Source organism: Bradyrhizobium ottawaense, from assembly GCF_900099825.1.
Lineage (GTDB): Bacteria > Pseudomonadota > Alphaproteobacteria > Rhizobiales > Xanthobacteraceae > Bradyrhizobium > Bradyrhizobium ottawaense_A.
The window spans coordinates 3247006-3273848 of the sequence record NZ_LT629693.1 but is presented as its reverse complement, the minus strand read 5'-3'; the positions used below and the strand labels follow the sequence as shown (position 1 = coordinate 3273848).

At 63.1% G+C, this 26843-nt stretch carries 24 protein-coding genes; 19 read left to right on the top strand and 5 right to left on the bottom strand.

Annotation, left to right across the window (positions count from 1 at the left end; translation table 11 throughout):
* The first annotated feature begins 215 nt into the window (after positions 1 to 215).
* The 6 genes from BLR13_RS15385 (at position 216) to BLR13_RS15360 (ending at position 5784) form a co-directional block, all read left to right on the top strand.
* A complete protein-coding gene (locus BLR13_RS15385) occupies positions 216 to 1133 on the top strand; it encodes a branched-chain amino acid ABC transporter permease (RefSeq protein ID WP_074822410.1) in 918 nt (305 codons plus the stop codon).
* The gene (locus BLR13_RS15380) at positions 1130 to 2077 is read left to right on the top strand and encodes a branched-chain amino acid ABC transporter permease (RefSeq protein ID WP_074822413.1); all 948 of its coding nucleotides are present in this window, start codon (positions 1130 to 1132) and stop codon (positions 2075 to 2077) included. Before BLR13_RS15385 ends, BLR13_RS15380 begins: the two co-directional genes overlap by 4 nt.
* Positions 2070 to 2837, top strand: a complete 768-nt coding sequence (locus BLR13_RS15375) for an ABC transporter ATP-binding protein (RefSeq protein WP_074822416.1) — start codon at positions 2070 to 2072, stop codon at positions 2835 to 2837. The genes BLR13_RS15380 and BLR13_RS15375 overlap by 8 nt, the downstream gene beginning before the upstream one ends.
* Positions 2830 to 3558, top strand: a complete 729-nt coding sequence (locus BLR13_RS15370; protein ID WP_074822420.1) for an ABC transporter ATP-binding protein — start codon at positions 2830 to 2832, stop codon at positions 3556 to 3558. The genes BLR13_RS15375 and BLR13_RS15370 overlap by 8 nt, the downstream gene beginning before the upstream one ends.
* A gap of 156 nt (positions 3559 to 3714) precedes the next feature.
* Entirely contained in the window at positions 3715 to 4335 is a 621-nt protein-coding gene (locus BLR13_RS15365; protein ID WP_079586301.1) for a hypothetical protein, read from the top strand.
* Positions 4336 to 4392: 57 nt separating this feature from the next.
* The gene (locus tag BLR13_RS15360; RefSeq protein ID WP_143039726.1) at positions 4393 to 5784 is read left to right on the top strand and encodes a hypothetical protein; all 1392 of its coding nucleotides are present in this window, start codon (positions 4393 to 4395) and stop codon (positions 5782 to 5784) included.
* Positions 5785 to 5883: 99 nt separating this feature from the next.
* Here BLR13_RS15360 and BLR13_RS15355 read toward each other — a convergent pair whose 3' ends face one another.
* Positions 5884 to 7320 (bottom strand): glutamine synthetase family protein, encoded by a 1437-nt coding sequence (locus BLR13_RS15355; RefSeq protein ID WP_074831484.1) that lies wholly within the window; start codon positions 7318 to 7320, stop codon positions 5884 to 5886.
* Positions 7321 to 7459: 139 nt separating this feature from the next.
* Entirely contained in the window at positions 7460 to 8818 is a 1359-nt protein-coding gene (locus BLR13_RS15350) for an aromatic ring-hydroxylating dioxygenase subunit alpha (protein WP_074822427.1), read from the bottom strand.
* Between the two features lie 102 nt (positions 8819 to 8920).
* On the opposite strand from BLR13_RS15350, the gene BLR13_RS15345 reads away from it, so the two are divergent.
* Both BLR13_RS15345 and BLR13_RS15340 read left to right on the top strand, forming a co-directional pair.
* Positions 8921 to 9712, top strand: coding sequence for an IclR family transcriptional regulator domain-containing protein (locus BLR13_RS15345; protein WP_074822430.1), 792 nt, complete (start codon positions 8921 to 8923; stop codon positions 9710 to 9712).
* A gap of 57 nt (positions 9713 to 9769) precedes the next feature.
* Complete coding sequence (locus tag BLR13_RS15340) at positions 9770 to 10189, top strand: hypothetical protein (RefSeq protein WP_079586302.1); 420 nt, start codon at positions 9770 to 9772, stop codon at positions 10187 to 10189.
* On the opposite strand, the gene BLR13_RS15335 is transcribed toward BLR13_RS15340, so the two are convergent.
* On the bottom strand, positions 10190 to 11098 hold the full coding sequence (locus BLR13_RS15335; RefSeq protein ID WP_074822433.1) for a helix-turn-helix transcriptional regulator: 909 nt from the start codon (positions 11096 to 11098) through the stop codon (positions 10190 to 10192).
* Positions 11099 to 11221: 123 nt separating this feature from the next.
* Between BLR13_RS15335 and BLR13_RS15330 the strand changes: the two genes are divergently transcribed.
* From BLR13_RS15330 to boxB, 5 genes are all read left to right on the top strand, one after another.
* Positions 11222 to 12784, top strand: coding sequence for a benzoate-CoA ligase family protein (locus BLR13_RS15330; RefSeq protein WP_074822438.1), 1563 nt, complete (start codon positions 11222 to 11224; stop codon positions 12782 to 12784).
* A 126-nt stretch (positions 12785 to 12910) separates the two neighbouring features.
* On the top strand, positions 12911 to 13726 hold the full coding sequence (locus tag BLR13_RS15325; RefSeq protein WP_074822441.1) for an alpha/beta fold hydrolase: 816 nt from the start codon (positions 12911 to 12913) through the stop codon (positions 13724 to 13726).
* Between the two features lie 24 nt (positions 13727 to 13750).
* Positions 13751 to 14194, top strand: a complete 444-nt coding sequence (locus tag BLR13_RS15320; RefSeq protein WP_244525183.1) for a DUF309 domain-containing protein — start codon at positions 13751 to 13753, stop codon at positions 14192 to 14194.
* A gap of 168 nt (positions 14195 to 14362) precedes the next feature.
* Positions 14363 to 16051, top strand: a complete 1689-nt coding sequence (gene boxC, locus BLR13_RS15315) for a 2,3-epoxybenzoyl-CoA dihydrolase (RefSeq protein WP_074822444.1) — start codon at positions 14363 to 14365, stop codon at positions 16049 to 16051.
* Between the two features lie 159 nt (positions 16052 to 16210).
* Positions 16211 to 17647: a benzoyl-CoA 2,3-epoxidase subunit BoxB gene (gene boxB, locus BLR13_RS15310; RefSeq protein WP_074831487.1), complete on the top strand. Its 1437-nt coding sequence runs from the start codon at positions 16211 to 16213 to the stop codon at positions 17645 to 17647.
* A 131-nt stretch (positions 17648 to 17778) separates the two neighbouring features.
* On the opposite strand, the gene BLR13_RS15305 is transcribed toward boxB, so the two are convergent.
* Both BLR13_RS15305 and BLR13_RS15300 read right to left on the bottom strand, forming a co-directional pair.
* Positions 17779 to 18579 (bottom strand): SDR family oxidoreductase, encoded by an 801-nt coding sequence (locus BLR13_RS15305; RefSeq protein WP_074831488.1) that lies wholly within the window; start codon positions 18577 to 18579, stop codon positions 17779 to 17781.
* Between the two features lie 202 nt (positions 18580 to 18781).
* A complete protein-coding gene (locus BLR13_RS15300) occupies positions 18782 to 19840 on the bottom strand; it encodes a polysaccharide deacetylase family protein (RefSeq protein WP_074822448.1) in 1059 nt (352 codons plus the stop codon).
* A 167-nt stretch (positions 19841 to 20007) separates the two neighbouring features.
* Here BLR13_RS15300 and BLR13_RS15295 point away from each other — a divergent pair, with 167 nt between their 5' ends.
* The 6 genes from BLR13_RS15295 to pstC all read left to right on the top strand — a co-directional run bounded on the left by BLR13_RS15295 (position 20008) and on the right by pstC (position 26843).
* Complete coding sequence (locus BLR13_RS15295) at positions 20008 to 21402, top strand: OmpA family protein (RefSeq protein WP_074822450.1); 1395 nt, start codon at positions 20008 to 20010, stop codon at positions 21400 to 21402.
* Between the two features lie 2 nt (positions 21403 to 21404).
* The gene (locus BLR13_RS15290; RefSeq protein WP_074822454.1) at positions 21405 to 21701 is read left to right on the top strand and encodes a hypothetical protein; all 297 of its coding nucleotides are present in this window, start codon (positions 21405 to 21407) and stop codon (positions 21699 to 21701) included.
* A 280-nt stretch (positions 21702 to 21981) separates the two neighbouring features.
* Positions 21982 to 23037: a lysylphosphatidylglycerol synthase domain-containing protein gene (locus BLR13_RS15285; protein WP_074822459.1), complete on the top strand. Its 1056-nt coding sequence runs from the start codon at positions 21982 to 21984 to the stop codon at positions 23035 to 23037.
* 142 nt (positions 23038 to 23179) lie between these two features.
* Positions 23180 to 24481 carry an ATP-binding protein gene (locus BLR13_RS15280; RefSeq protein ID WP_074822464.1) on the top strand — a complete coding sequence of 434 codons (1302 nt, stop codon included), beginning with the start codon at positions 23180 to 23182 and terminating at the stop codon, positions 24479 to 24481.
* A gap of 140 nt (positions 24482 to 24621) precedes the next feature.
* Positions 24622 to 25632, top strand: a complete 1011-nt coding sequence (gene pstS / locus BLR13_RS15275; RefSeq protein WP_074822467.1) for a phosphate ABC transporter substrate-binding protein PstS — start codon at positions 24622 to 24624, stop codon at positions 25630 to 25632.
* Between the two features lie 209 nt (positions 25633 to 25841).
* Entirely contained in the window at positions 25842 to 26843 is a 1002-nt protein-coding gene (gene pstC / locus BLR13_RS15270) for a phosphate ABC transporter permease subunit PstC (protein WP_091976517.1), read from the top strand.

Sequence of the window (26843 nt, the reverse complement as noted above, 5' to 3'; positions counted from 1 at the left end):
GTTTAAGCCTGAGCATGATCCGGAGAGGTGGAAGCCGGTTTTTCCGCGGAAGATCTGCTCAAACAAAGTATGAAACGGAAGACGGGAATCCGGTTTTTGGGCACGGCGATGCCCAGGCAAGCAGCATAATCCGGATTTCCCGAATATTTTATGCTTAAAGAAAGTGAGTGGATCGCGATCCGGTTTGATGCGATCATGATCCGGGTTGGGGAACCATGCTGGTCTTTGTCGAACAATCGCTGAACGGGTTGCAGTTCGGCCTGCTGCTGTTCCTGCTGGCGGCCGGGCTGACGCTGGTGTTCGGCATCATGGATTTCGTCAACCTGGCGCACGGCTCGCTCTACATGATGGGCGCCTATTTCGCCGCGACCTTCGTGGCCTGGACCGGAAGCTTTGTGTTCGGCATCGTGCTGGCGCTCGGCGCCACGCTGCTGCTCGGTATCGCGCTGGAATATGTCGCGCTGAGACATCTCTACGGCCGCGACCATCTCGACCAGGTGCTGGCGACCTTCGGACTGATCCTGTTTTTCAACGACGCCGTGCGGCTGATCTGGGGACCGGCCGGCCTCGCGCTGCCGCTGCCGCCCTGGCTGACGGTACCGGTGCAGATCATGCCCGGCGTATCCTATCCGGCGTACCGGCTGGCGATCATCGCGGTCGCGCTTGCGGTGGCCGCGATGCTCTATGTCGTTGTCATGCGCACCCGCATCGGCATGCTGATCCGCGCCGGCGCCTCGAACCGCGAGATGATCGGCGCGCTCGGTATCAACATCAAATTGCTGTTCACGCTGGTGTTCGGCCTCGGCGCCGCACTGGCCGGCCTCGCCGGGCTGATGCAGGCGCCGATCCTCACCGTGCAGATCGGCATGGGCGAGAACATCCTGATTCTCGCCTTCGTCATCATCGTCATCGGCGGCATCGGCTCGATCCGCGGCGCGTTTCTGGCCGCGATTTTCGTCGGCATGATCGATACACTCGGCCGTGCCTTCCTGCCTGATCTCCTGCGCAAGGTGCTGAGTTCCGCCGCCGCCTCGACCGCGGCGCCCGCCTTGTCGTCGATGCTGATTTACCTCCTGATGGCGATCGTGCTGGTGGTGCGGCCGGAGGGGCTGTTTCCGGCCGCCAAGCGATGAATTCTTCATTCAACGCCCGTAATGCCGTGGTGGCGCTGGTCCTGCTCGGGTTGGCGCTGCTGCCGCTCTATTCCGCGCTCTCCGGCAACATCTTCATCCTGACGCTGTTCACCCGCATCGTCATCTTCGCGCTCGCCGCGGCCAGCCTCAATCTCATCATGGGCTATGGCGGCATGATGAGTTTTGGCCACGCCGCCTATCTCGGCATCGGCGGCTATGCGGTCGGTATCCTCGCCTTCGAAGGCATTGGCTCCGGTTTTATCCAGTGGCCGGTCGCGCTTGCGGTGTCGGCGCTCTATGGTCTGGTGATCGGCGCGCTTTCACTGCGCACCCGCGGCGTCTACTTCATCATGATCACGCTGGCCTTTGCGCAGATGGCCTATTACATCGCCTCGGGTCTTTCGCGTTACGGCGGCGACGACGGCCTGACCATCTACAAGCGCAGCAATTTCGGCGGCGTGATCGACCTTTCGAACCGCGTGCAGTTTTATTATTTCTGCCTCGGCTGCCTGTTCGGCGGCCTCTATTTGATCTGGCGCATCGTCAATTCGCGCTTCGGCATGGTGGTGCAGGGCGTGCGCTCCAACGAACAGCGTATGCAGGCGATCGGCTTTCACGCCAATCGTTATCGACTCGTCTGCTTCATCATTTCAGGCACGATTTGCGGCCTTGCCGGCGCGCTGCTCGCCAACAATACCGACTTCGTCAGCCCGGCCGTGATGTACTGGACCCGCTCCGGCGACCTCATGGTGATGGTGATCCTCGGCGGCATGGGCTCGCTGTTCGGGCCTGTGATCGGCGCGATTCTTTATCTGGTGCTGGAAGAAGTGCTGTCGCAGTTCACCGAATACTGGGCGCTGATCATGGGGCCGCTATTGCTGCTGATCGTGCTGTTCGCGCGCGGCGGCATCATGGGCCTGCTCGGGAGGATGAGCCGTGGTTGAGCCCTTGCTCCGCATCGAAAACCTGGTCCGTCGCTTTGGCGGCATTCTTGCGACCGATAACCTGTCGCTCGAGGTCGCGCCCGGCGAACTGCACGCCATCATCGGCCCCAACGGCGCCGGCAAGACCACACTGATCAGCCAGCTCACCGGTCAGGTGATGCCGAATTCGGGTACGATTCATTTTGCCGGCCGCGACGTTACCCGGCTGCCGTCGTACAGACGCAGCCGGCTCGGGCTGGCGCGTTCGTTCCAGATCACGTCGCTGCTGCCGGATTTCACCGCATGCGACAACGTCGCGCTTGCGGCGCAGGCGCATGACGGCCACTCGTTCCGCTTCTGGGGCGCCGCGCGCAAGGAGAAGCCGCTGCGGGATGCCGCACAGGCGGCGCTGAAGCGCGTCGGGCTGGAAAAGCGTGCCGACGTGCCGGTGTCCGAACTGAGCCATGGCGAGCAGCGCGAGCTCGAGCTGGCGGTCGCGCTCGCGACCAAGCCGCAACTGCTGCTGCTGGACGAGCCGATGGCGGGTCTCGGCGTTACCGAATCCGCGCGCATGGTAGCGCTGTTGAAGGAATTGCGGCGCGAAGTCACCATCGTGCTGGTCGAGCACGATATGGAAGCGGTGTTCGCGCTCGCCGACCGCATCACGGTGCTGGTCTACGGCCGCGTCATCGCCTCGGGCTTGCCCGACGCGATCCGCCACAACGACGAAGTCAAGCGCGCCTATCTCGGCGACCAGCATGCGGTGACCAGCCATGCTTGACAAGAATTTGGCTGATACGCTGCTCGAAGTCGACGGCATCGAGACCTGCTACGGTCTGAGCCAGGTGCTGTTCGGTCTCACGCTCTCCGTTCGATCGGGCGAGATGGTCGCGCTGATGGGCCGCAACGGCATGGGCAAGACCACGACCATCCGCTCCATCCTCGGCATGACGCGCGCCCGTGCCGGCACCATCCGCTTTGGCGGCCAGGAGGTACGCAGCCTTCCGTCGTACAAAATTGCAAAACTCGGCATCGGCCTGGTGCCGGAAGGCCGTCAGATCTTTCCCAATCTCACCGTGCGCGAAAATCTGGTCGCGGCGTCAGGCAATCGCCTGGGCGCGTCCGATCCCTGGACCATTGAAAAGATCCACGCGCTGTTTCCGCGTCTCGCCGAGCGCGGCAGCAACATGGGCGTGACGCTGTCCGGCGGCGAACAGCAGATGCTGGCGATCGGCCGCGCGCTGATGACCAATCCGAAACTGCTGATTCTCGATGAAGCCACCGAAGGCCTCGCGCCGCTGATCCGCGAGGAAATCTGGAACTGCCTGTCGATGCTGAAGGCACGCGGGCAGTCGGTGCTGGTGATCGACAAGAACGTCGGCAACCTCTCCCGCATCGCCGACCGCCACTACATCATCGAGCGCGGCCGCACGGTGTGGAGCGGGACCAGCGGGCAGTTGATCGCCGAGCCGGACCTGCAGCACCGCTATCTGGGGATTTGAGCGGCGTCCGGTCCGGACACTTTGGGACCGACAGTCTGGCGAGGCCTTTGAACGCATTTTCACAAGCAAATGCAAAATGCCATTTCCAGATCGCGAAAATGGGACTAGCATTCTACCTGTAGTTTTGTTCGCTGATCATTGATGTATTGCTCATAGATGGACACGGAACCAAACGAAGGTCGCGGCCGCTGGCTATGGAGAAGCGGCCTGCTGTTGCTCGTTCTGCTTCCGCTTCTTCCCGAGATAGTGATCCTTGCGGTGAGTGTCTACGCGGCGGCGGTCGGCTGTGACGCGGACGCCGGGCTTGCCTGTGCGGTGGGGCCCCCTTCCGCAAGTGGGGTCATCCGGTCCGCGTTGAAGGCAGCCTATACTGTCGGCACCAAATTCGCAGACGACAACATCGTCGTTGCGTGGCTGGTTTGCTGCTTTTTGCTGATCATCCTTGGCTGGCGCAAACTTGCGAGCCGGTTGCTGCTCGCGCTCGGTGTAACCCTGATCTTTGCGTTCCTGCCGTACTTTGGTCCGATCCTGGCCATCGGGCCTCTGGTGAACCCCAAATGCCAACCCAACGAAGGGGGTGTTCCTCCCGAATGCAAGATTTATGGCGGCGACGTCGGCAATGCCGCGCATGATGCCGTCCGTTTGGGTTGGAAGTTCTTTTATGGCGCGCCGGTCGCGCTCGTGGCGTTTGTTATCTTTGCCCTGCTTGTGCTTGGGGCGCGCCTGGTTTCCAGGCGCCGTGCAGCGTCGCGAAAGCGGGACTCTTCTACAGCTTAGGTGCGGGGCGAGGGGGCGATCCGGCCACAACGGACATATTGTCAAGGCCATGCATTTGTGGTGTTCTACACGTATAAATTGATATTTGGGATTTTGAACATGCGCACGAATTTCCGAGCGGCTGTCCTGAGTTTCATGGTGGCGTCGATGGCAACCGCGTATGTGAGCCCGGCCACGGCGCAATCCAAAGAAGATCCGGCACTCAACATCCTGGCGTCTGACCTGCCGAGTTATTCGCGATACTACGCGCCTTACGCAATCCAGTCTGCCGCGGCATATCTGTCATTCAAGCAATTTGACAAGCAACCTGACGATACTTCTCCAATGAAGATCGACAATGAGGGATACGGCGACGACGTCAAGTATGCAGTTCAGGGCGTGTTTGGTGGCGATCCAATGCCGGCGCGGGAGGCCATCAGGGAATGGCAGTACCAATTCGGCAATGACGGTGCCCCACTCAAATGCATCGACGTCAAGGATAACGCTTGCAAGGATGCTTACAGCAAACGGGGATGGGAGTTTGGCAGCGGTCCGGTGTATCACGTCTGGGCTCGCCAGCGCTTCCCCCATGCGGGCAGGGAAGAGTGCACGGAGATAAGTATCGCGTTTCGCGGCACAGTGGGCTGGAACCGGTGGGACTGGACCTCCAACGCGGCCCGGTATGCCACGCCCTATGATGATTACTACCATCAGCTCCAGCGCAACATTAATGCCATCGTCAACCAGATAAGAAATCTCGACTGCTACAAGAGAGCCCGGCATGCGCCGCAGATCGTTTCGACGGGGCACTCTCTGGGCGCCGGCCTGGCACAGTTCGTCGCGCTTGCGAACAAGCGGATCAGGAAGGTGTTCGCGTTCGATCCGTCGCCGGTTACAGGTGCTCACCTCATCGACAAGAATGTGTTGCGCGCGAATGTTCAGGGCCTCACGATCGATCGCATTGCCCAGTATGGCGAGGTTCTTTCGTATCCTCGACGCCTCGTTGAGGAATATCCGCCTGCCGGGTCGCCCTGCAATCCTGTGGTCCGAACTGTCAATGTTGATGCGGTGCGAGGCGGCGCCGTGGACCTGCACATGATAAATCCTCTCGCTGCAAGGATCGTTGATTTGACCTATGACAGGGGCAGGCAAGTGTCCTACGGCGAGCCCGATGCCCCGGCTGGCTGTAATGTCAGGGATAATAGCGATGAGGTCGCCAGCGCCGGCGGACAACGAAGGCTCGTTGCGTTCAAGCCCAACTACGGGGGATATGCGGATCAGCTCGGTGCATCATATCCCGACGTTCAACAGGACGTTAAGGTCGCGAGGTTGCCCGCAGCAAGGATGCAAAGAATGGCGATGGTTGCGCGCGGGCAAGGAAGCAAGCGGACGGGTGCGATCAGCGCCTACAAGCAGGTTGCCCAATTCGAAAGCGCTCCGTCCTTTGTGCAACTTGTTCCAGCACAGTGATCGCCAGGGCTCAGGCACATCTTCGGATGAGGCGATGTTATCGTGGTTCGGTGAAGTGGATGCCGGTTCGCGCAAAGAATGCGGGCCGAAGCCGAAGGACTAAAACATCTCGAAATATTCGCGATGCTCCCAGTCCGAGACTTCGGCCTGGAAGCGCTCGATCTCGGCGTTCTTGATGTGGACGTAATAGTCGACGAACTCAGGCCCCAGCGCCTGCCGGAAAAACGGGTCGTCCTGAAGCGCGAACACCGCCTCGCGCAGTGTCTTTGGCAACAGCGCCGCCTTGGTCTCATACGGCGTGTCGGCCGACGGGCCGGGGTCGAGTTGGCGGTCGACGCCGTCGAGGCCGGAGAGAATTTGCGAGGCCATGTAGAGATAGGGATTGGCGGCGGGTTCGCCGATCCGGTTTTCCAGCCGGGTCGCGGCATCGCCGGGGCCGCCGAGCACGCGGATCATGACGCCGCGGTTGTCGCGGCCCCAGATCGCGCGATCCGGCGCCAGCGAATAGGTGCGGTAACGCTTGTAGCCGTTGATGGTCGGCGTGGTGAACACGGTTGACGCACGGGCATGCGCCAAAAGCCCCGCGAGATAGGCGCGGCCGAACGAACTCAAGGCTTCGCCCTTGTCGCTGGCCATGAACGCGTTCTCGCCGCTCGCGCGCGACACCAGCGATTGGTGCAGATGCCAGCCGGAGGCGAATAGATTGGGCAATTTCGGCCGGCACATGAAGGTGGCGTGATGGCCATGACGGCGGGCGATCTGCTTCACGGCTGAGCGAAACAGCACCATGTTGTCGGCGGGTGTCAGTCCCTTGGTCGGCGCAAACGTGAATTCGCACTGGCTCGGGCCGAACTCGACCTCGACCGAGCGCAACGGCAGGCCGAGCGCCAGCACGTCGCGCCGGATGATTTCCAGCACCGGCTCCATCTGGTCGTAGCGCTGCTCGGTCAGATATTGATAGCCGTGCGACAGCAGGCTCACCGATGGCGGCGTGCCGGGCTGGCCGGCGTCTTCGGGCGACATCCGCGCATCTTCCAGCTTGAAGATGTGGAATTCGACCTCGAGACCGGCGACGAAATCGTAGCCGCGCGCTCCGAGCCGATCGAGCACGCCACGATAAAGTTGCCGGGTCGCGAACGGCACCGGGCGGCCGTCGCTGAAATAAAGGTCGCACAACAGCCAGCCGGATTCCGGCGCCCATGGCAGCACGCGAAACGTGATGGGATCCGCGACCATCAGGACGTCGGCGGCGCCTTCCATCTCCTTCATGCCAAAGCCGCCGCCTGAGGTGAACACCGGGAACACCGTGCGGTGCGAGGTGTCCTTGGCCAGCATGGTGGTGGTGATGGAGCAGCCGCTCTCCAGCGAAGCCAGCGCTTCGCTGGCGACCAGGGTCTTGCCGCGCAAAATGCCGTGCTGGTCCGGAAACGACAGCCGGATCACCTCGATCTTCTTTTCCTCGACGATCCGGCGCAGGCGGCTTGCCGCTTCTTTGTGTTCGTTCGACCACAGGCCGTGACGTTCAACGAAACTCAACGCGTCACTCATTGGTCGTCATTGCGAGCGAAGCGAAGCAATCCATTCTTTCTTGCAGGAGCAAGATGGATTGCTTCGTCGCTACGCTCCCTTGCACAGACGCTTCGCGTTTGTTGCAGGCAATGACGGGGAAACACCATCACTCCGCCGCCGACAGATGGCGGATCTTGCCGGCGATCTCGCTCGGCACCGGCGCGGCCCACGGCGCGCCGCGGCGGCGCTTGACGTCGACTTCCATCCAGTAAATTTCCCAGCCGCGGGTCGGTCCGATGCCGTCCATCGTCGCAGGGCCCTGGATGCTGCGCGCATGCGCTTCATCAAGGAACATGAACGGCTTTTCGCCGCCCACGACCTTTTCGATTTCCTGCCGCAACAGGCGGCGGTACTGCACGATCGCCTTGTCCGAGGTGCCCAAGTGCTCGTTGGTGCGGTCCTGGATCGCGCCCATCGATTCCACCGCCCACTGGTCGTGGACGTTGATGTCGTTGCCCATGCCGGTATAGGTCTCGGTCGCCTGCTCGTGCGGATCGAAACCGTAATCGTTGGCCTTGTTCTTGCGCGAGGTGTAGTCCGGCAGCTCATAGAGTTCGAGGCGCTGGTCGCGCATCTTCTTCTTGTCGACCGGCGCCGCATAGCTGGTGAAGATCGCGTACCAGTAGCAGTTCTCGTCATCGATGGGCACATGCCACTGCGTGATCGTCATTTCCGTGCTCATCGGAATCACGAACGCGTGCGGGAAAAGCTGGTTGGTGACGCGCACATGGGTGCGCTCCTCGTCGATCTCGCGCAGCGCGATCAGCCGCATGCCGTATTCGGTATGCTCGACATTGATGATCGGGTTGTCGTATTCGCGCAAAATCTTCGTCATCGGCATGTCGGAGCCGGCGGAAGCGCCGCGGAACTGCTTGCCGTAGGCGGTCGAGGTGTCCTCGTCCTCGAAGAAGCGATGCAGGAAGGAGGCGTGCGCCGGATCGATGCCGACTTCCAGCGCCTGCAGCCAGTTGCAGTTGATGTGGCCCTTGAAGGCGAAGGTGTGGCTGTCGGGCGCGACGAAGCAGTCGATCTCCGGAAACGCCGGCGGTTCGCCTTCGCCGAGGTAAGCCCAGAGGATGCCGCGCTTCTCGACCACGGGATAGGCGCGCTGCTTGATGCCCTGGCACAGTTTTGAGTCTTTCGGCTCGGCCGGCGTCTCGAGACACAGGCCGGAAACGTCGAACAGCCAGCCGTGGAAGGCGCAGCGCAGTCCGCCATTCTCGAGGCGGCCGAAGGCCAGATCGGCGCCGCGATGCGCGCAGTGGCGATCGATCAGGCCGTAGCGGCCTTGCTCGTCGCGAAACAGCACGAGATTCTCGCCCAGCAGCTTGACCGGTCGCACCGCGCGCGGCCCCTGCAATTCATCGACCAGCGCCGCCGGCTGCCAGTACATCCGCATCAGCTTGCCGCAGGGGTCTTGTCGCCCGGTGCGGGTGATCTGGTCGTTCGCTTCCTGGCTCATCATGGCGAGAGAACCTTTCGAAAGGCTAGATTTGTTCGTCTATTGAACTTTTGGGCGATTTTAACGTAGGCTCGGTTTTAGGCAAGCGGATTTTGGAGGCAGAGCATGCCAAAGCTGAAGCGCGAGGGCGAGGCGGACAACCGCAGCGCGACCGATTTCATCGAAAGCCTCGACCGTGGCCTGCGCGTGCTCGAGCTGTTCGGCGGCGGGCAACAACCGATGACGCTGAGCGACCTCGCCAAGGCGGCCGACCTGCCGCGCGCCACGGCGCGGCGGATTCTGTTCACGCTCGAACGCGCCGGCTTCGTCGCCAGCGACGGCAAGCTGTTTCGGCTGACGCCGCGCGTGCTGGTGCTGGCGTCGGCCTATCTCGCCTCCAACCATGTCGTGTCGGTGTTGCAGCCGGCGCTCGACAGGCTTTCCAGCGATGCGCAGGAAATCAGTTCGATGGCGATCCTTGACGGCAACGATGTCGTGTTCATCGCGCGCGCCAGCCCGACGCGGGTGTTTTCGTCCGGCATCGATATCGGCTACCGGTTGCCGGCGTTCTGCACGTCGGTCGGCCGTGTGCTGCTGTCGCGATTATCCGACGATGAACTTGCGGCGGCGCTGCAGGCGATGGATATCGCGCCGCTGACGCCATTCACCGTGACCGACAAAAAACGCCTGCTGCAGGCTATCAAGAGCGATCGCGCCCAAGACTATTCCCTGGTCGATCGCGAGGCCGAACCGGGGTTCCGCTCGATCTCGGTGCCGGTCCGCCGCTATGACGGCACGATCGTCGCCGCCATCAACATGGGCGCGCATGTCGACCGCGTCTCGGCCAGCGAAATGATCGAACGTTTTCTGCCGCCGCTTCGCGAGGCGGCGGCCTCGGTCAAATCGTTGCTGGTGTGAGACCGGCCTGCGACGCGGGTTTGGGCAGCAGCCGGAAAAGAATTTTCCCGTTTCGCCATGAACGCGTTTCCGCGCGGCGTGCACGAAGACGATGCACCCTTCGTGGAAGCCATCGTGAACAAGCCAGACTGGACCGTTCGTATTATCGCAGCACCGCCCGGCGAGGCGCCGCTATGGGTGCGGCAGAAATGGGTCGGCCTCGATCTGCCGGTGGCGCGCTATTCCGGCCGAGGCCGGTTTCTCGGCCTTGGCGTGCTGTCGATGCCGCGGTCTTGGCTCGGGCAATGGCTCACCGTCATCAGAGGCGGCGCTGACCTCGTCGCAGGTTATGCGGTGGAGGCCATTCCAGCGGTCGGCATTCTCGGCGCGAGGAGCCCCGAGGCCGCCATGTGGTGGCGCGAGAACACGCCGCATTTGATCGCGCCGAAGCGCTATCTGATCTTCCACGAAGAAGTCTGCCGGATCGCGGATATCTGATCAGGAAGCCGCGCTGCGCAGGCCGAACACCTGCGCGTCGCTGCGCAGCACAGGCGCTACCGCGTCGCTCAGGCGTGCTGCCGCGGCATCGACACTCAGGCCCGCAGTATCGACCACGGCGGACGCGCGCGCGTAAAGCGGTTCGCGGCTGACGAGAATGTTGCGCAGTTCGGCCATCGCGGAGCGGTCGTCGGCCATCGGGCGCAGGTCGCCCTGGCGGCGCACCCGCGCCATGTGTTCTTCGGGATCGGCCTTGACCCATATCGTGTAGAACGACGACAGGATCAGATCGAACGTTAGCGGCTCGGAGACGATGCCGCCGCCGGTGGCCAGCACCATCAGTTCCTTGCGCGCCAGCAATTGCGTCAGCGCGGCCTGCTCCATGCGGCGAAAGCCTTCCTGGCCGTAGAGCGCGATGATCTCGGCGACCGACAAACCGTTCTGCGCCTCGATCTCCTTGTTGAGCTCGACAAAGCTCCAGCCGATTTTCTTCGCCAGCATCTTGCCGAGTGTCGACTTGCCGGCGCCGCGCAGGCCGATCAGCGCAATGCCGGAGAACGCACTGCGCCGTTGTGTCGAATGGCTCCCGCCGGCGAGCGCATCCTTGGCCTGCGCGATCTGCGCCGGCGTTGCCTTGCGCAGCAAATCGCGAATGACAGCCCAGTCCGGCGCCGGCTCTGCGGCGGGAATCAGATCTTCCAGATGCGCGCCCATCGCATTCGAGACCCGGCGCAGCAGCACGATCGAGACGTTGCCCTTGCCGCCTTCGAGTTGCGCGATATAGCGCTCGGAAATCCCCGACACTTTTGCCAGCACTTTTCGCGACATGCCGCGCAGCGCGCGCATGGTGCGAACGCGCTGGCCGAGCGCTTCGAGAAAGCCGGTTTCGGGATCGCTGGTGTCGGTCATTTCCGCCCAAGAACATCCAAGGATATGCACTGCGAGGAAGGATAGTTCCGATGAAGATTGACAGCAAGCGTGTGCAGTGGCTTTATATGAATTATAATTCTTAAAAGTTGGGGAGAGAGCGTCGTGAGTGGCAACTCCGGTTCCGACAGTGCCGGTTCCTACAATGCGGTGACGTGGCTGCTCGACCGCAATGTCGAGGAAGGCCGCGGCGCCAAGCTCGCTTTCACCGACACCGTCGCCGAACTCACCTACGGCGACTTGCAAAAGCAGTCCTGCCGGGTCGCCAACATGCTGCGCCGGCTCGGCGTCCGCCGCGAAGAACGCGTCGCGATGATCATGCTCGACACCGTGGATTTCCCCTGCGTGTTCCTCGGCGCGATCCGCGCCGGCATCGTGCCGGTGCCGCTCAACACGCTGTTGACGTCGGAGCAATATGCCTACGTGCTGGCGGATTGCCGCGCTCGCGTCCTGTTCGTTTCCGAGGCGCTGCTGCCCGTGGTCAAGGACATGGTCGGGCGGATGCCGGACCTCGAACATGTCATCGTTTCCGGCAAGGATGCCCACGGCCACAAGAAGCTCTCCGACGAACTCGCCAACGAAAGCACTTCCTTCACGACCGCGGCGACGCATCCCGATGAGCCCGCGTTCTGGCTGTATTCGTCGGGTTCGACCGGCATGCCCAAGGGCGTGCGGCATCTGCATTCCAATCTCGCCGCCACCGCCGAGACCTACGCAAAGCAGGTGCTCGGCATTCGCGAGGACGACGTCGGGCTATCGGCGGCAAAGCTGTTCTTTGCCTACGGCCTCGGCAACGCGCTGACGTTTCCGATGTCGGTCGGCGCCACCACGGTGCTGAATTCCGAGCGGGCGACGCCGGGAACGATGTTCGCGCTGATGAACAAGTATCATCCGAGCATCTTCTTCGGCGTGCCGACGTTGTTTGCCGCGATGCTCAACGACGACACGCTGAAAAGCACCGGTGCCGGCAACCGCTTGCGGGTCTGCACGTCGGCCGGCGAAGCGCTGCCGGAATCGGTCGGCAATGCCTGGAAGGCGCGGTTCGGTGTCGACATTCTCGATGGCGTCGGATCGACCGAGCTCTTGCACATCTTTCTCTCCAACGCGCCGGGCGATATCAAATACGGCTCCTCGGGGCGTCCGGTGCCTGGCTACAAAGTGCGGCTGGTCAACGAGGCCGGCGCCGACGTCGCCGATGGTGAGGTCGGCGAGTTGCTGGTCGATGCGCCCTCGGCCGGCGAGGGCTACTGGAACCAGCGCAGCAAGAGCCGGCAGACGTTCGAGGGCCACTGGACCCGCACCGGCGACAAATACATCCGCGACGCCGACGGCCGTTACACCTTCTGCGGCCGCAGCGACGACATGTTCAAGGTCTCCGGCATCTGGGTGTCGCCGTTCGAAGTCGAGAGCGCGCTGATCACCCATCCCGCGGTGCTGGAAGCCGCGGTGGTGCCCGAGGCCGATCCGGAAGGCTTGCTGAAGCCGAAAGCCTTCGTGGTGCTGCGCGCCGATACCAAGGTCGACGGGTTGCATGAGGCGCTGAAGGAGCACGTCAAGCAGAAGATCGGGCCGTGGAAATATCCGCGCTGGATCGATGTGGTGGAAAGCCTGCCGAAGACGGCGACGGGTAAGATTCAGCGGTTCAAGTTGCGGGATGGGGCAAAATAACAGTCGTCATGGCCGGGCTTGACCCGGCCATCCACGTCTTTAGCGCCGTGACGAAGAAAGTCGTGGATGCCCGGGTCAAGCCCGGGCATGACGAACGAGAGATATCGGGTCGCAGGTACAAAAAGAATGACAACCCTCTCCCCCACCGGCTTCCTCACCATCGGCGCCGCCGAACTCGAATACCGCATGATCGGTCCCGCGTCTGACAGCGCGCCCACCATCGTGATGTTGCACGAAGGCCTCGGCTCGGCCGGGCTGTGGGGTGATTTTCCGGAAAAACTCCAGGCCGCGACCGGCGCCGGCGTGTTCGTCTATTCGCGCGCCGGCTATGGCGCCTCGACATCAGTCAGACTGCCGCGGCCGATCGACTACATGCATATCGAGGCGCGCGACGTGCTGCCAAAACTGCTCGACGCGATCGGCTTTCGCCGCGGCCTTTTGCTCGGTCACTCCGACGGCGCCTCGATCGCGGCGATCTATGCCGGTTCGCATCAGGACCACCGCGTCGAAGGCATCGCGCTGATCGCGCCGCACTTCATCGTCGAGGATATTTCGGTGGCTTCGATCGCCGCCATCAGGACCGCCTTTGAGACCACGAATCTAAAGGAAAAGCTGGCGCGCTGGCACAAGGACGTCGACAACGCCTTCTACGGCTGGAACAACGCCTGGCTCGATCCGGCCTTCCGCAACTGGGATATCTCGGAATTCCTGGCTTATATCCGCGTGCCCACAGCGATCCTGCAGGGTGTGGACGACGTGTATGGGACAATGCGTCAGGTCGAGATCGCGCAGCAGGAGTGCTATTGTCCGGTCGATGTGACTGTTATCCCGGGGGCGGGACATCAGCCGCATCGGGAAGCGCCGGGGCCGACGCTGGATGCGATCACCGAATTCGCCAACGCCGTGTTGCGTGTCCATGGTTCGCGGGGGCGGGCCGCTTAGTCTTTTGATCTGGGCGACGCCCCGATGACGATATCGCCGGCCGCCAATCTGCCGCTGCCGCGATGGGCCTATGTGCCCGGCGAAACCGACGAAGCCAATGCCGATTACGAAACGCTGGCGCAGGTGACGCTGCTGGTGCCGTCACGCTTCCAGGGCAATGTACCGGCGCGTCATCCGGCGCTGCGCTACGCGATGTCGCTGAACGACCGCGGCTATTTCTGGGAATCGCAGGAGATCCTCGAAGCGGTGTGGGCGGCGGCGCCGCAGGGTGGCCGCGAGCGGATCCTGCTGCGCGCCTGCATCCTGATTGCGACCGCGAATTTGCGGCTCCGGATGCAGAAGCCGCACGCCGCGGCGCGGCTGTTTCGCGAAGCACTCGGCGAACTCAAGGCGCTGGGGGTGCGCAGCGCCGGCGGCGATGGTTTCGCCGACGGCTTTCCGGTGGCGGCCATGGCCGGCCTGATCTAGGCCAAACTGGAGCGGCCGCTGCTCGCCAAGGCCGATTGGGTGGCCTTTTCAGCCGTCAGCCGGACATGAAATAAAATGCATGTTATCGCGCTTTGGGCTGGACTTGACCAATGACATGCATTATTGTGCATAATCAGATAAGCCAATAAGAGCGTCAAGGGTGGCCCAATGGCTGGCGAAGATCGCGTCCTCGCAGGCGGCGCAAAATTCATCGATTTCCAAACAGATCCGTCGCGCTACCGGCACTGGAAGGTCGCCGTCGATGGCGACACAGCCACGCTGACCATGGATGTCGATGAGAATGCCGGGCTGTTCGAAGGCTATCAGCTCAAGCTGAATTCCTACGACCTCGGCGTCGACATCGAACTTGCGGATGCCGTGCAGCGGCTGCGCTTCGAACATCCCGCGGTGAAGGTCGTCGTGATGCGCTCGGGCAAGAACCGGGTGTTCTGCGCCGGCGCCAATATCCGCATGCTGGCGGGCTCGACGCACGCCCACAAGGTCAACTTCTGCAAGTTCACCAACGAGACCCGTAACGGTCTGGAAGATTCTTCCGAAAATTCCGGGCAGCGCTTCATCACGGTGGTCAACGGCACCGCGGCCGGCGGCGGCTATGAACTGGCGCTCGCCACCGATCACATCATCCTCGCCGACGACGGCGCTGCCGCGGTGTCGCTGCCGGAAGTGCCGCTGCTGGCGGTGCTGCCGGGCACCGGCGGGCTGACCCGCGTGGTCGACAAGCGCAAGGTGCGCCGCGACCATGCCGATTTCTTCTGCACCATCGAGGAAGGCATCAAGGGCAAGCGCGCCGTGCAATGGCGCCTCGTCGACGAGATCGCGCCGAACAGCAAGCTCGAAGCCAAAGTCACCGAGCGCGCCAAGGAATTCGCCGGCCTCTCGAAGCGCAACGGCAGTGGCAAGGGCATCACGCTGACGCCGCTCCATCGCATCATCGACGACACCTCGATCCGCTATGGCTTCGTCAGCGTCGACATCGACCGCGCGACCCGGATCGCGACCATTTCGATCAAGGCGCCGGAGGCTGCACCCCCGGCCGATATCGACGGCCTGATCGCGCAGGGGGCCGCGTTCTGGCCGCTTCAGGTGGCGCGCGAACTCGACGACGCCATTCTTCACTTGCGCATCAACGAACTCGAAATCGCGATGCTGCTGTTCAAGTCGCATGGTGATCGCGCCAATATCATTGCCGCCGACGCTTTCCTCGAGGCCAACAAGGCGCACTGGCTGGTCAACGAGATCAGGCAGTACTGGAAACGGGTGCTGAAGCGCATCGACGTCACCTCGCGCACGCTGGTGACGCTGGTCGAGCCCGGCTCCTGCTTCGTCGGCACGCTGGCCGAACTCGTGTTCGCCGCCGACCGCTCGTACATGCTGATCGGACAGAAGCAGGGCGACAACCGCGAGCCGCCGTCGATCCAACTCACCGCGATGAATTTCGGGCCCTATCCGATGAGCCACGGGCTGACCCGGCTGCAGTCGCGCTTCCAGGCCGACCCGTCCGACCTGGACCGCGCCGAAGCCACCATCGGCACCAGCCTCGATGCCGAACAGGCCGAGGAACTCGGCCTCGTCACCTTCGCGCTCGACGATATCGACTGGGACGACGAGGTGCGGGTGTTCCTCGAAGAACGCACCTCGTTCTCGCCCGACGGGCTCACCGGCATGGAAGCCAATTTGCGCTTCGTCGGACCCGAGACCATGGAATCGAAGATCTTTTCGCGCCTGACGGCGTGGCAGAACTGGATTTTTCAGCGCCCCAACGCAGTCGGCGAAAACGGCGCGCTGCGCCGCTACGGCACCGGCCAGAAGGCGCAGTTCGATATGACGCGGGTTTGATTTCGTGTCCCGGGCGCTGCGCGGCGCGCAAGTGACGCGCTGCAGAACCGGGACCCACACGGACCGTCACTGAAATGGTCCCGGCTCTGCGGCGCACCGCTTCGCGCTGCACCGCGTCCGGGACACAAGACCGAGCAAGGAGTGCACGCCATGAACTTCATGAACGTCGATTACTCAACCAAGATTCCCAACAACGTGAATCTCAGTGAAGATCGCCAGGTGCTGAAGGCGCTGGAGGGCTGGCATCCCGGCTATATGGACTGGTGGAGCGACATGGGGCCGGAAGGCTTTCAGCAGTCGCTGGTCTACCTGCGCACCGCCTATTCGGTCGATCCGCGCGGCTGGGCCAAGTTCGACTACGTCAAGATGCCGGAATATCGCTGGGGCATTCTTCTGGCGCCCCAGGAAGAGAACCGCGTCATTCCGTTCGGCGAGAATTTTGGCAAGCCGGCCTGGCAGGAAGTCCCGGGCGAGCATCGCGCCACGCTGCGCCGCCTGATCGTGATCCAGGGCGACACCGAGCCGGCTTCGGTCGAACAGCAGCGCCATCTCGGCAAGACCGCGCCCTCGCTCTACGACCTCCGCAACCTGTTCCAGGTCAATGTCGAGGAAGGCCGCCATCTCTGGGCGATGGTCTACCTGCTGCAGAAATATTTCGGCCGTGACGGCCGCGAGGAAGCCGATGACTTGTTGCGCCGCCGCTCTGGCGACGCAGATTCACCGCGCATGCTCGGCGCCTTCAACGAAGCGACGCCGGACTGGCTGTCGTTCTTCATGTTCACCTACTTCACCGACCGCGACGGCAAGATGCAGTTGCACTCGCTGGCGCAGTCCGGCTTCGATCCGCTGTCACGCACCTGCCGCTTCATGCTGACCGAAGAGGCGCATCACATGTTCGTCGGCGAGACCGGCATCAGCCGCGTCGTGCAGCGCACCTGCGAGGCGATGAAGGCGGCCGGCATCACCGATCCCAACGATATCGCCAAAGTCCGCGCGCTCGGCGTCATCGACCTGCCGACCATCCAGAAGAAGCTGCATCTGCATTACTCGCTGTCGCTGGACCTGTTCGGTTCGGAAGTCTCGACCAACGCGGCGAACGCCTTCAATGCCGGCATCAAGGGCCGTTACAAGGAAACCCAGATCGACGACGACCATCAGTTGAAGAGCGCGACCTATCCGGTGCTCAAGCTGGTCGACGGCGTAATCAAGCGCGTCGACGAGCCGGCGCTGACCGCACTCAACATGCGGCTGCGCGACGACTACACGCAGGACTGCGTCAAGGGCATGCTGCGCTGGAACAAGATCATTTCGCTGGCCGGCTTCCATTTCAAGCTGACGCTGCCGAACGTCGCGTTCCATCGCCAGATCGGCGAGTTCAGGGATATCCACGCCACGCCCGAAGGCGTGCTGATCGACGACGCCACCTGGAACCAGCGCAAGGGCGAATGGCTGCCGTCATCCGCCGACGGCGACTTCATCGCTTCGCTGATGAAGCCGGTCACCGAAACCGGCCAGTACGCGTCCTGGATCTCGCCGCCCAAGGTCGGCATCGACAACAAGCCCGGCGATTTCGAGTATGTGAAGATCGATACGTGAGTCTATGTCGTCCCGGCGAACGCCGGGACCCATAACCACAGGACTTCACTGTTTTGCGATGACGTCTGCCACAGCGCTCTATCGATGGATCACGCGGTATGGGTCCCGGCGTTCGCCGGGACGACAGCAATTTACCCCGCGATCTCCAGCCCCGCATTCGCGTAGACCACGCCGCCATCGACCGCGATGGTGTTGCCGACCACGTAATCGCCGGCGCGCGAGGCGAGATAGATGGCGATTCCCGCCATGTCCTCATCGGTGCCGATGCGCTGGGCCGGAATCCGCGCCGCGAGTTCGTCCGAGCGGTCGCGCGCAGCCCTGTTCATGTCGGAGGCGAACGCACCCGGCGCGATCGCGGTCACGTTGATGCTGTCCTTGATCAGTTTGGTCGCCATGCGCCGCGTCAGGTGGATCACGGCGGCCTTGCTCGCGGCGTAGGAATAGGTCTCGCCCGGGTTGACGAAGATGCCGTCGATCGAGGCGACGTTGATGACCTTGGCAGGCCGCTCGCGGCTGGCTGCGGCGCGCAGCGGCTTTGCCAGCGCCTTGGTCAGGAAGAACAGCGACTTGACGTTGAGGTCCATGACCTTGTCCCAGCCGCTCTCGGGGAATTCGTCGAATTCAGCGCCCCAGGCCGCACCGGCATTGTTGACGAGGATGTCGAGCTTCGGCTCCAGCTTGATGATTTCGGCGGCAAGCTTGTTGCAGCCTTCGACCGTCGAAATGTCGATCGGCAGCGCGATGCATTCGCCGTCATAGGCGGCCGAAAGCTCCTTCGCAGTCGCCTCGCAGGGCCCGGCCTTGCGCGCGGTGATGTAGACCTTCGCCGCACCCTGGGCGAGAAATCCCGCCGCGATCATCTTGCCGATGCCGCGCGATCCGCCGGTCACGACTGCAATACGGCCCTTCAACGAAAACAGATCCTTGAACATGCGTTCCTCCATTTGATTTGCCGCAGGTTTTGGGCGCGGGCGCGGAGCGAGTCAAGAAACTCCATTCTCTGTCGTCCCTGCGAACGCAGGGACCCATACGCCGCGGCCTATCGGTCGGGCAATGGAGTCGTCATCTTTTTCAATAATTGGAGCCGGTGGCTATGGGTCCCCGCGTTCGCGGGGACGACAATAGTGGGTGCCGCTACGCCGCGTCGATGCGGCGAAAACCGTTCCACATCGCGGTGGCGGTGCCGGAGGTCAGGACGGGGAGGATGCGGAGATCCTGGTAATTGCCGTTGAGCGAGACCCGCTGCAGCGCCGTCAGGTGGCCGGCGCTTTCCGGATAGATCATGCCCGGCCGCGTCGTAACCGCGGTCTTGAATCCCGCCGCTTTCGTCGCTGCGAATTCGCGCACCCCGGCGGCCGTGCGGTCGCCATAGGGATAGGCGAAATGCAGCACCGGCCGCTGCAGCGCATTCTCGATCCGCGCGCGGCTGGTGGCGATCTCGAGCGAAGCGCTCGCTTCGCTCTGCCGCGCGAGGTTGCAATGGCTGATGGTATGCGCGCCGATCGTGACCAGCGGATCGTCCGCGAACGGTTTCAATTCGTCCCAGGACAGGCAGAGGTCGCGGACAATGGCGGCCTCGTCCACCTCATGGCGCGTGCATAGCGCTGAGATTTCGCGTTGCTGATCGTGCTCGCCGGGCAGGGCGCGCAGCCAGTCGTGAATCCGGTCGAAGGCGGCCTGCCTGGCCGCCGGCGTCGAGGTATCGAGGCGTGCGAGGTTGCCGCCGAAGGGGATCTCGACCGAGGATGCCCCGGCGATCGCTCTCTCGAGCGCGACCCACCACAGCCGGCCGGTGCCTTCGGCAAAATCGCTGGCGACATAGACGGTGAGGGGCGCGTCAAATTCGCGCATCACCGGCAGGGCGAAATCGCGGTTGTCGCGATAACCGTCGTCGAAGGTGAAACAGGCGAACCGCCGCGCGAAATTGCGCTGCGAAAGCCGCGCATGCACCTCGTCCATGGTGACGAGATCGACGTCGAGCTGGCGAAGATGCTGCAGCGTCGCGCGCAGGAATTCGGGCTCGATCTCGAGATGACGGTTGGGCTGGAATTCGGCGTCGCGGCCCGGGCGGACCTGGTGCAGCATGAAAATGGCGCCGACACCCGCGAAGAATGGTCGCAGCAGGTGATGCACCCCGGACCGAGAAAGCACTTCCAGTCCGGTCCGGATAACGGTGTTGCGGAGCTGCTTCATCACAAGCGGTTGGCCGGTTGGAGTTTGACTGCAAGTTAACGGCTGACCATTGAACAAAAGGTTAGCCGGCCAAATACCCGCGCGCAGACGTTTCTGTGGTATTTCGGGTTTGACAGCCTCGCAAGGGTTTGTTTTCTCTCAATTCCCCCGGATCCGCAGGACCTCGAATGCACGGACTTTTCAGGTGGAGCAGCAAATGGTGGCCGGGGGTAATTCCGCTGGTCATCTTTTGGGCTATCGCGGCCTGGACCAGCACGGAACCGCTGGAAGCCGATCTGGTGCAGCGTTCGACCGCCGCGCTCAAGGATACCGTGCTCGACAAGACGCGTATCGTGGTCGAGGGCCGCGATGTGACGTTCGTGGCCGATGCGTTCTCGGAAGACGGCCGTCAGAGCGCGGTCGCCTCGGTGGAAGCCGTGCCGGGCGTTCGGCTCGTCAATGACGAAACCCGTCTCGTTCCCGAAGCCAAGCCGTTCGTCTGGTCGGCCGAGCGCGACGTCGTCCGGGTGACGCTGTCGGGCAGTTCGCCGCTGCCGGAGAGCAAAAGCAAGCTGACGGAGGCGGCGCGCGCCAATCTCGGCGGCATCGAGGTCGTTGACCGCATGAATTTGTCGCGCGGCGCGCCGCCGCGTTTCGACAACGCCGCGCTGCTGCTGCTCGACCAGATCGGCAAATTGAAGGACGGCAAGATCACGCTGTCGGACACCAAGGTCAGCCTGTCGGGCATGGCGCGCGATCTCGGCGGCAGGGAAGCGATATCAGCTGCACTGAAGAATCTTCCCGAAGGGTTTTCGGTGGCGGCCAACGACGTCAAGGCGCCGCCCTACATCTTCCAGGCCTACAAGGATCCGGTCGCGGTGACGCTGACGCTGACCGGCTATGTGCCCGACAACAACGTCCATGCGGCGCTGGTGGCGGCGGCGGGACGCAAGTTCTTCAGTGAAAAGGTCGTCGATAATCTCAAGGCGAGCGTCGGCGCGCCGGCCGGATTTGCCAATGCGGTGGTGCCCGCGCTCGGCGCGCTGTCGCGGCTGTCGACCGGCACGCTCGTGGTCAGCGACCGCGAGGTGAAGCTGTCGGGCGACGCGCTCTATGAAGCCGCTGGCAATCAGATCCGCGCCGGCCTCGGCAAGGATTTTCCGCAGGGCTGGCAGTTCAAGCCGGAAATCTCGGTCAAGCCGGCCGCAGCGCCGGTCGACGCCACCGTCTGTCAGCAATTGTTCGCCGAACTGCTCGGCAAGGCCCGGATCCGGTTCGAGTCCGGGAAGGCCGATATCGTGGCGGATTCCGCCGGACTGCTCGATCGCCTGATCGAAACCGCGCTGCGCTGTCCGAACGCCAATATCGAGATTGCCGGACATACCGATACCGACGGCGACGCAGCGGCCAACCAGGCGCTGTCGGAGAAACGGGCGCAGTCGGTCACCGACTACCTGGTCAAAGCGGGGCTGCCGGCGAACCGCTTCATGGCGGTTGGCTATGGCTCGACGCAACCGATTGCGGGCAATGACACCGAGGACGGCAAGGCGCAGAACCGCCGCATTGATTTCGTGGTGAGGTAAGCATGGCCTATCTGGCGACATTCTATTGGGGCTGGCTGCTGGGTTCAGTGCTGCTTGGGCTGGCGATGGGCTGGATTTCCGTGGTTCAGCACGGCGAGGGCGTTCCGAAGAAATGGCGCTGGGCGCTGGCGGCCTTGGCGGCGGCGCTGGTTGCGGCGGCCCTCACCCGCGTGGTTCCCGGCCGTTTCGGCTACTGGCTCGACCTCGGCCTGATCATGTTCGCGCTTTATCTCTGCGGTTGCGCGGTCGGGTCATGGCTGCGCAACTGGGTGGTTTCGCGCAGCCAGCCTGCGGCCTGACACGATGCAGGGGCAGGTCATCGCGCAGCCCCTGCCGCCGTCCCGCGCCATCAGCCGGTCCCTTCCCCGTCCCGAAAGCTCATTTGGGCGGCGCGATTGCAGCAAAACTGTGCTTCCGGTGTCATCAACCCCGCCTAATATGTTGAAGAAGCGCGTTTTATTGTCCTACGGCGAATTCCACTCCGGCCCAAAACGCGCTACCAGAGGGGTCAGGGAGCAGCGTGGTGCCGGCGGGCTTCGCACCGTTAGCGTCGTCGCCGGATCGCAATTCGAGGTCTAGATGCTGGAAGCAATACGCAGGGCGATCTCGTTTCTGCGCCAGAAGCAAGTCCTGCATAAGCTCGGGGTTGTGATTAGCGTCGCGGTCATCGCGATCGCTTGCTACGTGCTCTATCACATGCTGCGCGGCATCGACTCCAACGAGGTGATCGAGGCCATCAAGAGCACGGAACCGCGCCAGATATGGCTGGCGGCGCTGTTCGTGGCTGCGGGCTATTTCACGCTGACATTCTACGACTGGTTCGCGGTGCGCGCGATCGGCCACGGCAACATCCCCTACCGCGTCAACGCGCTGGCCGCCTTCACCTCCTATTCGATCGGCCACAATGTCGGCGCCAGCGTCTTCACCGGCGGCGCGGTTCGCTACCGGATCTATTCGGCCTGGGGATTGAACGCGATCGACGTCGCCAAGATCTGCTTCCTCGCCGGACTGACCTTCTGGCTCGGCAATGCCGCGGTGCTGGGACTGGGCATCGCCTACCATCCGGAAGCCGCCTCCTCGATCGACCTGCTGCCGCCCTGGCTCAACCGTGTCGTGGCGTTTGCGATCATCGTCGGTTTGGTGGGGTACGTGGTCTGGGTCTGGACCCAGCCGCGCGGCGTCGGCCGCGGACCGTGGACCGTCATGCTGCCGGGCGGCCCGCTGACGCTGCTGCAAATCGCGATCGGCATCGTCGACCTCGGGTTCTGCGCGCTGGCGATGTATGTGCTGGTGCCGGACGAGCCCAATCTCGGCTTCGTCGTCGTCGCGGTCATTTTCGTCTCGGCGACGCTGCTGGGCTTTGCCAGCCATTCGCCCGGGGGGCTCGGGGTGTTCGACGCCGCCATGCTGGTCGGCCTGTGGCAGATGGACCGCGAAGACCTGCTGGCCGGGATGCTGCTGTTCCGCGTGCTCTACTATATTGCGCCGTTCATCATATCTGTAATCTTGCTGACGCTTCGGGAGGTCATCATCGGCGCGCGACTCAAGCGCCTGCGCCAGATGACGCCCGGCCCGGACGCCGAGCCGAGACGTGAGGCGGTCTATGTGCGCGAGCGCGGAGACTCCGGCGCCTGAAGCCGCGGAAAGCGCCAGGGTAAGCGTTTTCGAGCGAAGTGGGCACCGGTTCGCATAGCAATCAAGTTTACGCAGCTTGCGTAGACTTATCTGCGGTAGAAAACGCGTCTTTAATAGAGACAGAGGGAAGAAAGCCGGCGCGATGGCGATAGACGATTCCTCCTCATCCACCTTCTTTGCGCCGTGGCCGGACCGCCTGCGCCATGCGGCCATCATTCTGCTCGTCGCGGCGATCGCGCTTTCGGTGCTGGTGATCCTGTCCGAACTCTCGGCGGCGCGCGCCGCCGCGGTTTTCCTCTGCATCGCTGCCGCAGCCCTGGTGCCGTGGCGGCTGCATAACGCGGTCACGTCCCGCGAGGATGTCCGCGGCGTCAATCCGGTCGAGGCCGCCGCCGTCAGCGCGGTCGTGGCCGGGATGCCGGATCCGGCCGTGCTGCTCGACCGCGCCGGCCGCGTGCTGCATCTCAACGCCGCCGCTGCCCAGCTCGCGCCGGCGCTGCGCAAGAACGAACTGGCCCAGTTCGCGCTGCGCTCGCCGGAGATCATCACCGCGCTGCGCGAGGCGATCGCGACCACCGAGCCGCGGCGGGCGACCTACCTCGACCATGTCCCGGTCGATCGCTGGATGGAGCTGATCATCACGCCGGTGCCGGTGCCGACGCTGTTCGGCGGCACCGACAAGTGCATGCTGATGACCTTCCACGACCAGACGCCGCTGCGGCGGGTCGAGGAAATGCGCGCCGATTTCGTCGCCAATGCCAGTCACGAACTGCGCACGCCGCTGGCAGCACTCTCGGGTTTCATCGATACGCTGCAGGGGCCGGCCAAGGATGACGCCAAGGCGCGCGAGCGCTTTCTCGGCATCATGCATGCGCAGGCGACGCGGATGGCGCGGCTGATCGACGACTTGCTGTCGCTGTCGCGGGTCGAGTTGTCGGCCCATGTCCGCCCCGATACCTCGGTCGACCTGGTGCCGATCATCCGCCAGGTCGCCGACGGGCTGGAACCGCTGGCGCGCGAACGCCAAGTCGCGATCGAGATCGATCTGCCGGAACTGCCGGTGACGATCGCGGGCGATCGCGAGGAGCTGCTGCGGCTGTTCGAAAACCTGATCGAGAACGCGCTGAAATACGGCGCGTCGGGCGGCCGGGTGATCGTTTCCCTGGTCCATGCGAATTCCGCCGAGGGGGCGCCGGAAGTGCGCGTGCTGGTGCGCGATTTCGGCCCGGGCATTGCCCCGGAACACCTGCCGCGGCTGACCGAGCGCTTCTACCGGGTCGATGTCGGCGACAGCCGCGCACAGGGCGGAACCGGGCTCGGTTTATCGCTGGTGAAACATATTGTTAACCGCCATCGCGGCCGGCTTTTGATCGAAAGCGTGCCCAAAAACGGGGCCACCTTTACCGCCTGTTTTCCCCAGGCGAAGACCTCGATACCGGCATAAATACAAGTAATTTCAATCGCTTAGACTTGTCATCCAACTGTCACCAAACCTTCGTAAAAGCTCTATCGACCGCACCTACACGGGCGGCGTGAGCGCGATCGGGCGTATCAGACGCTTCGCTCACCAGATGGAGACCGACCATGAATTTCATCAAGACAATCGTCGCTGCCGGCCTGGTCGCCGCTTCGACGTCGGCCTTCGCGGCCGATATTACTGGCGCGGGCGCCACCTTCCCGTTCCCGATCTATTCGAAGTGGGCTGACGCCTACAAAAAGGAAACCGGCAACGGTCTGAACTATCAGTCGATCGGTTCCGGCGCCGGCATCAAGCAGATCCAGGCCAAGACCGTGACCTTCGGCGCCACCGACGCGCCGCTGAAGGCCGAAGTGCTCGAAAAGGACGGCCTAGTGCAGTGGCCGATGGTGATGGGCGCGATCGTCCCCGTCGTGAACCTCGAAGGCATCAAGCCGGGCGAGCTGGTGCTGTCGGGCGAAGTGCTCGGCGACATCTATCTCGGCAAGATCACCAAGTGGAACGACGCCGCGATTGCCAAGCTCAATCCGAGCCTGAAGCTGCCGACCGACGCCATCACCGTGGTGCGTCGCTCCGACGGTTCGGGCACCACCTTCAACTTCACCGACTATCTGTCGAAGTCGAATGCCGAGTGGAAGACCAAGGTCGGCTCCGGCACCGCGGTCGAATGGCCGGCGGGCGTTGGCGCCAAGGGCAATGAAGGCGTTGCCGGCAACATCGGCCAGACCAAGAACGCGATCGGTTACGTCGAATATGCCTACGCCAAGCAGAACAAGCTGACCTACACCGCGCTGATCAACAAGGGCGGCAAGACCGTGCAGCCGACCATCGCAGCGTTCCAGGCGGCCGCTTCCAACGCCGACTGGGCCAAGGCGCCCGGCTACTACGTGATCCTGACCGACCAGCCCGGCGATGCTTCCTGGCCGATCACCGCGGCGACCTTCATCCTGATGCACAAGGATGCGACCGACAAGGCCGCGTCCCAGGAAGCCATCAAGTTCTTCAAGTGGTCGTTCGAAAAGGGCGGCAAGATGGCTGAAGAGCTCGATTACATCCCGATGCCGGATGCCGTGGTCAAGCTGATCGAGAAGACCTGGTCGGCCGACATCAAGAGCTGAGTCCCGTTTCGCTCTTGCGATAACGAGCTCACACCACAACGGGAGCCTGCTCCCTCTGCCCAACCCGGCTTCACCCCGGGTTGGGTTTTCCCTCCCGGCGGGGCGGGGCAAAAACAACAGCAAAAACCAAGAACAACGCGCGGCCGAACCAGCTGCGAAATCCGCGCACAGGATTTCGGGTTGTTGGGTTATAAGTACAGGGGATTGGCGTGGCAGACATGGCGGTTCAAGGCGACGTAATGGAAGCTGCTGCTGGACCTTACGATCGTGCCCGGGCCCTCAGCGCCTTCAAGTTCGGCGACGTCACGTTTTACTGGATCACCCGCGCCTGCGCGATTTCGGTGCTCCTCATTCTCGGCGGCATCATCATCTCCCTGATCGCCGGCGCCTGGCCCGCGATGAGGGAATACGGTTTCTCCTTCCTGTTCACCTCGCGCTGGGCGCCATCAGCCGATCCGCCGGTGCTCGGCGCACTCGGACCGATCTACGGCACGCTGGTCACCTCCGTGATCGCGATGATGATCGCCATTCCCGTCGGCCTCGGCATCGCGGTGTTCCTGACCGAGATCTGTCCGCTCTGGCTGCGCCGCCCCATCGGCCTCGCCATCGAGCTGCTGGCCGGCATTCCCTCCATCATCTACGGCATGTGGGGCTTCTTCGTGCTGGGGCCGTTTCTGGCCAACACGTTCCAGCCCTTCATGATCAGCATCTTCGAAGGCGTTCCGGTGCTGGGTTCGATCTTCGCCGGTCCGCCGTCCTATCTCTCGCTGTTCAACGCTGCGCTGATTCTGGCGATCATGGTGCTGCCGTTCATCACCTCGATCTCGGTCGACGTGTTCAAGACGGTGCCGCCGGTGCTGAAGGAGGCCGCTTACGGAGTCGGCTGCACCACCTGGGAAGTCGTCCGCAATGTCGTCATTCCCTATACCAGGGTCGGCGTGATCGGCGGCATCATGCTGGCGCTTGGCCGCGCGCTCGGCGAAACCATGGCTGTCACCTTCATCATCGGCAACTCGTTCAAGATCTCGTCCTCGATCTTCGCGCCGGGCACCACGATCTCGGCGGCGATCGCCAGCGAATTCGCCGAGAGCGACGGGCTGCACCAGTCCGGCCTGATCCTGCTCGGCCTGCTGCTGTTCGTGCTGACCTTCTTCGTGCTGGCGGCCGCGCGGCTGATGCTGATGCGGCTGGAAAAGAAGGCGGGGAACTGA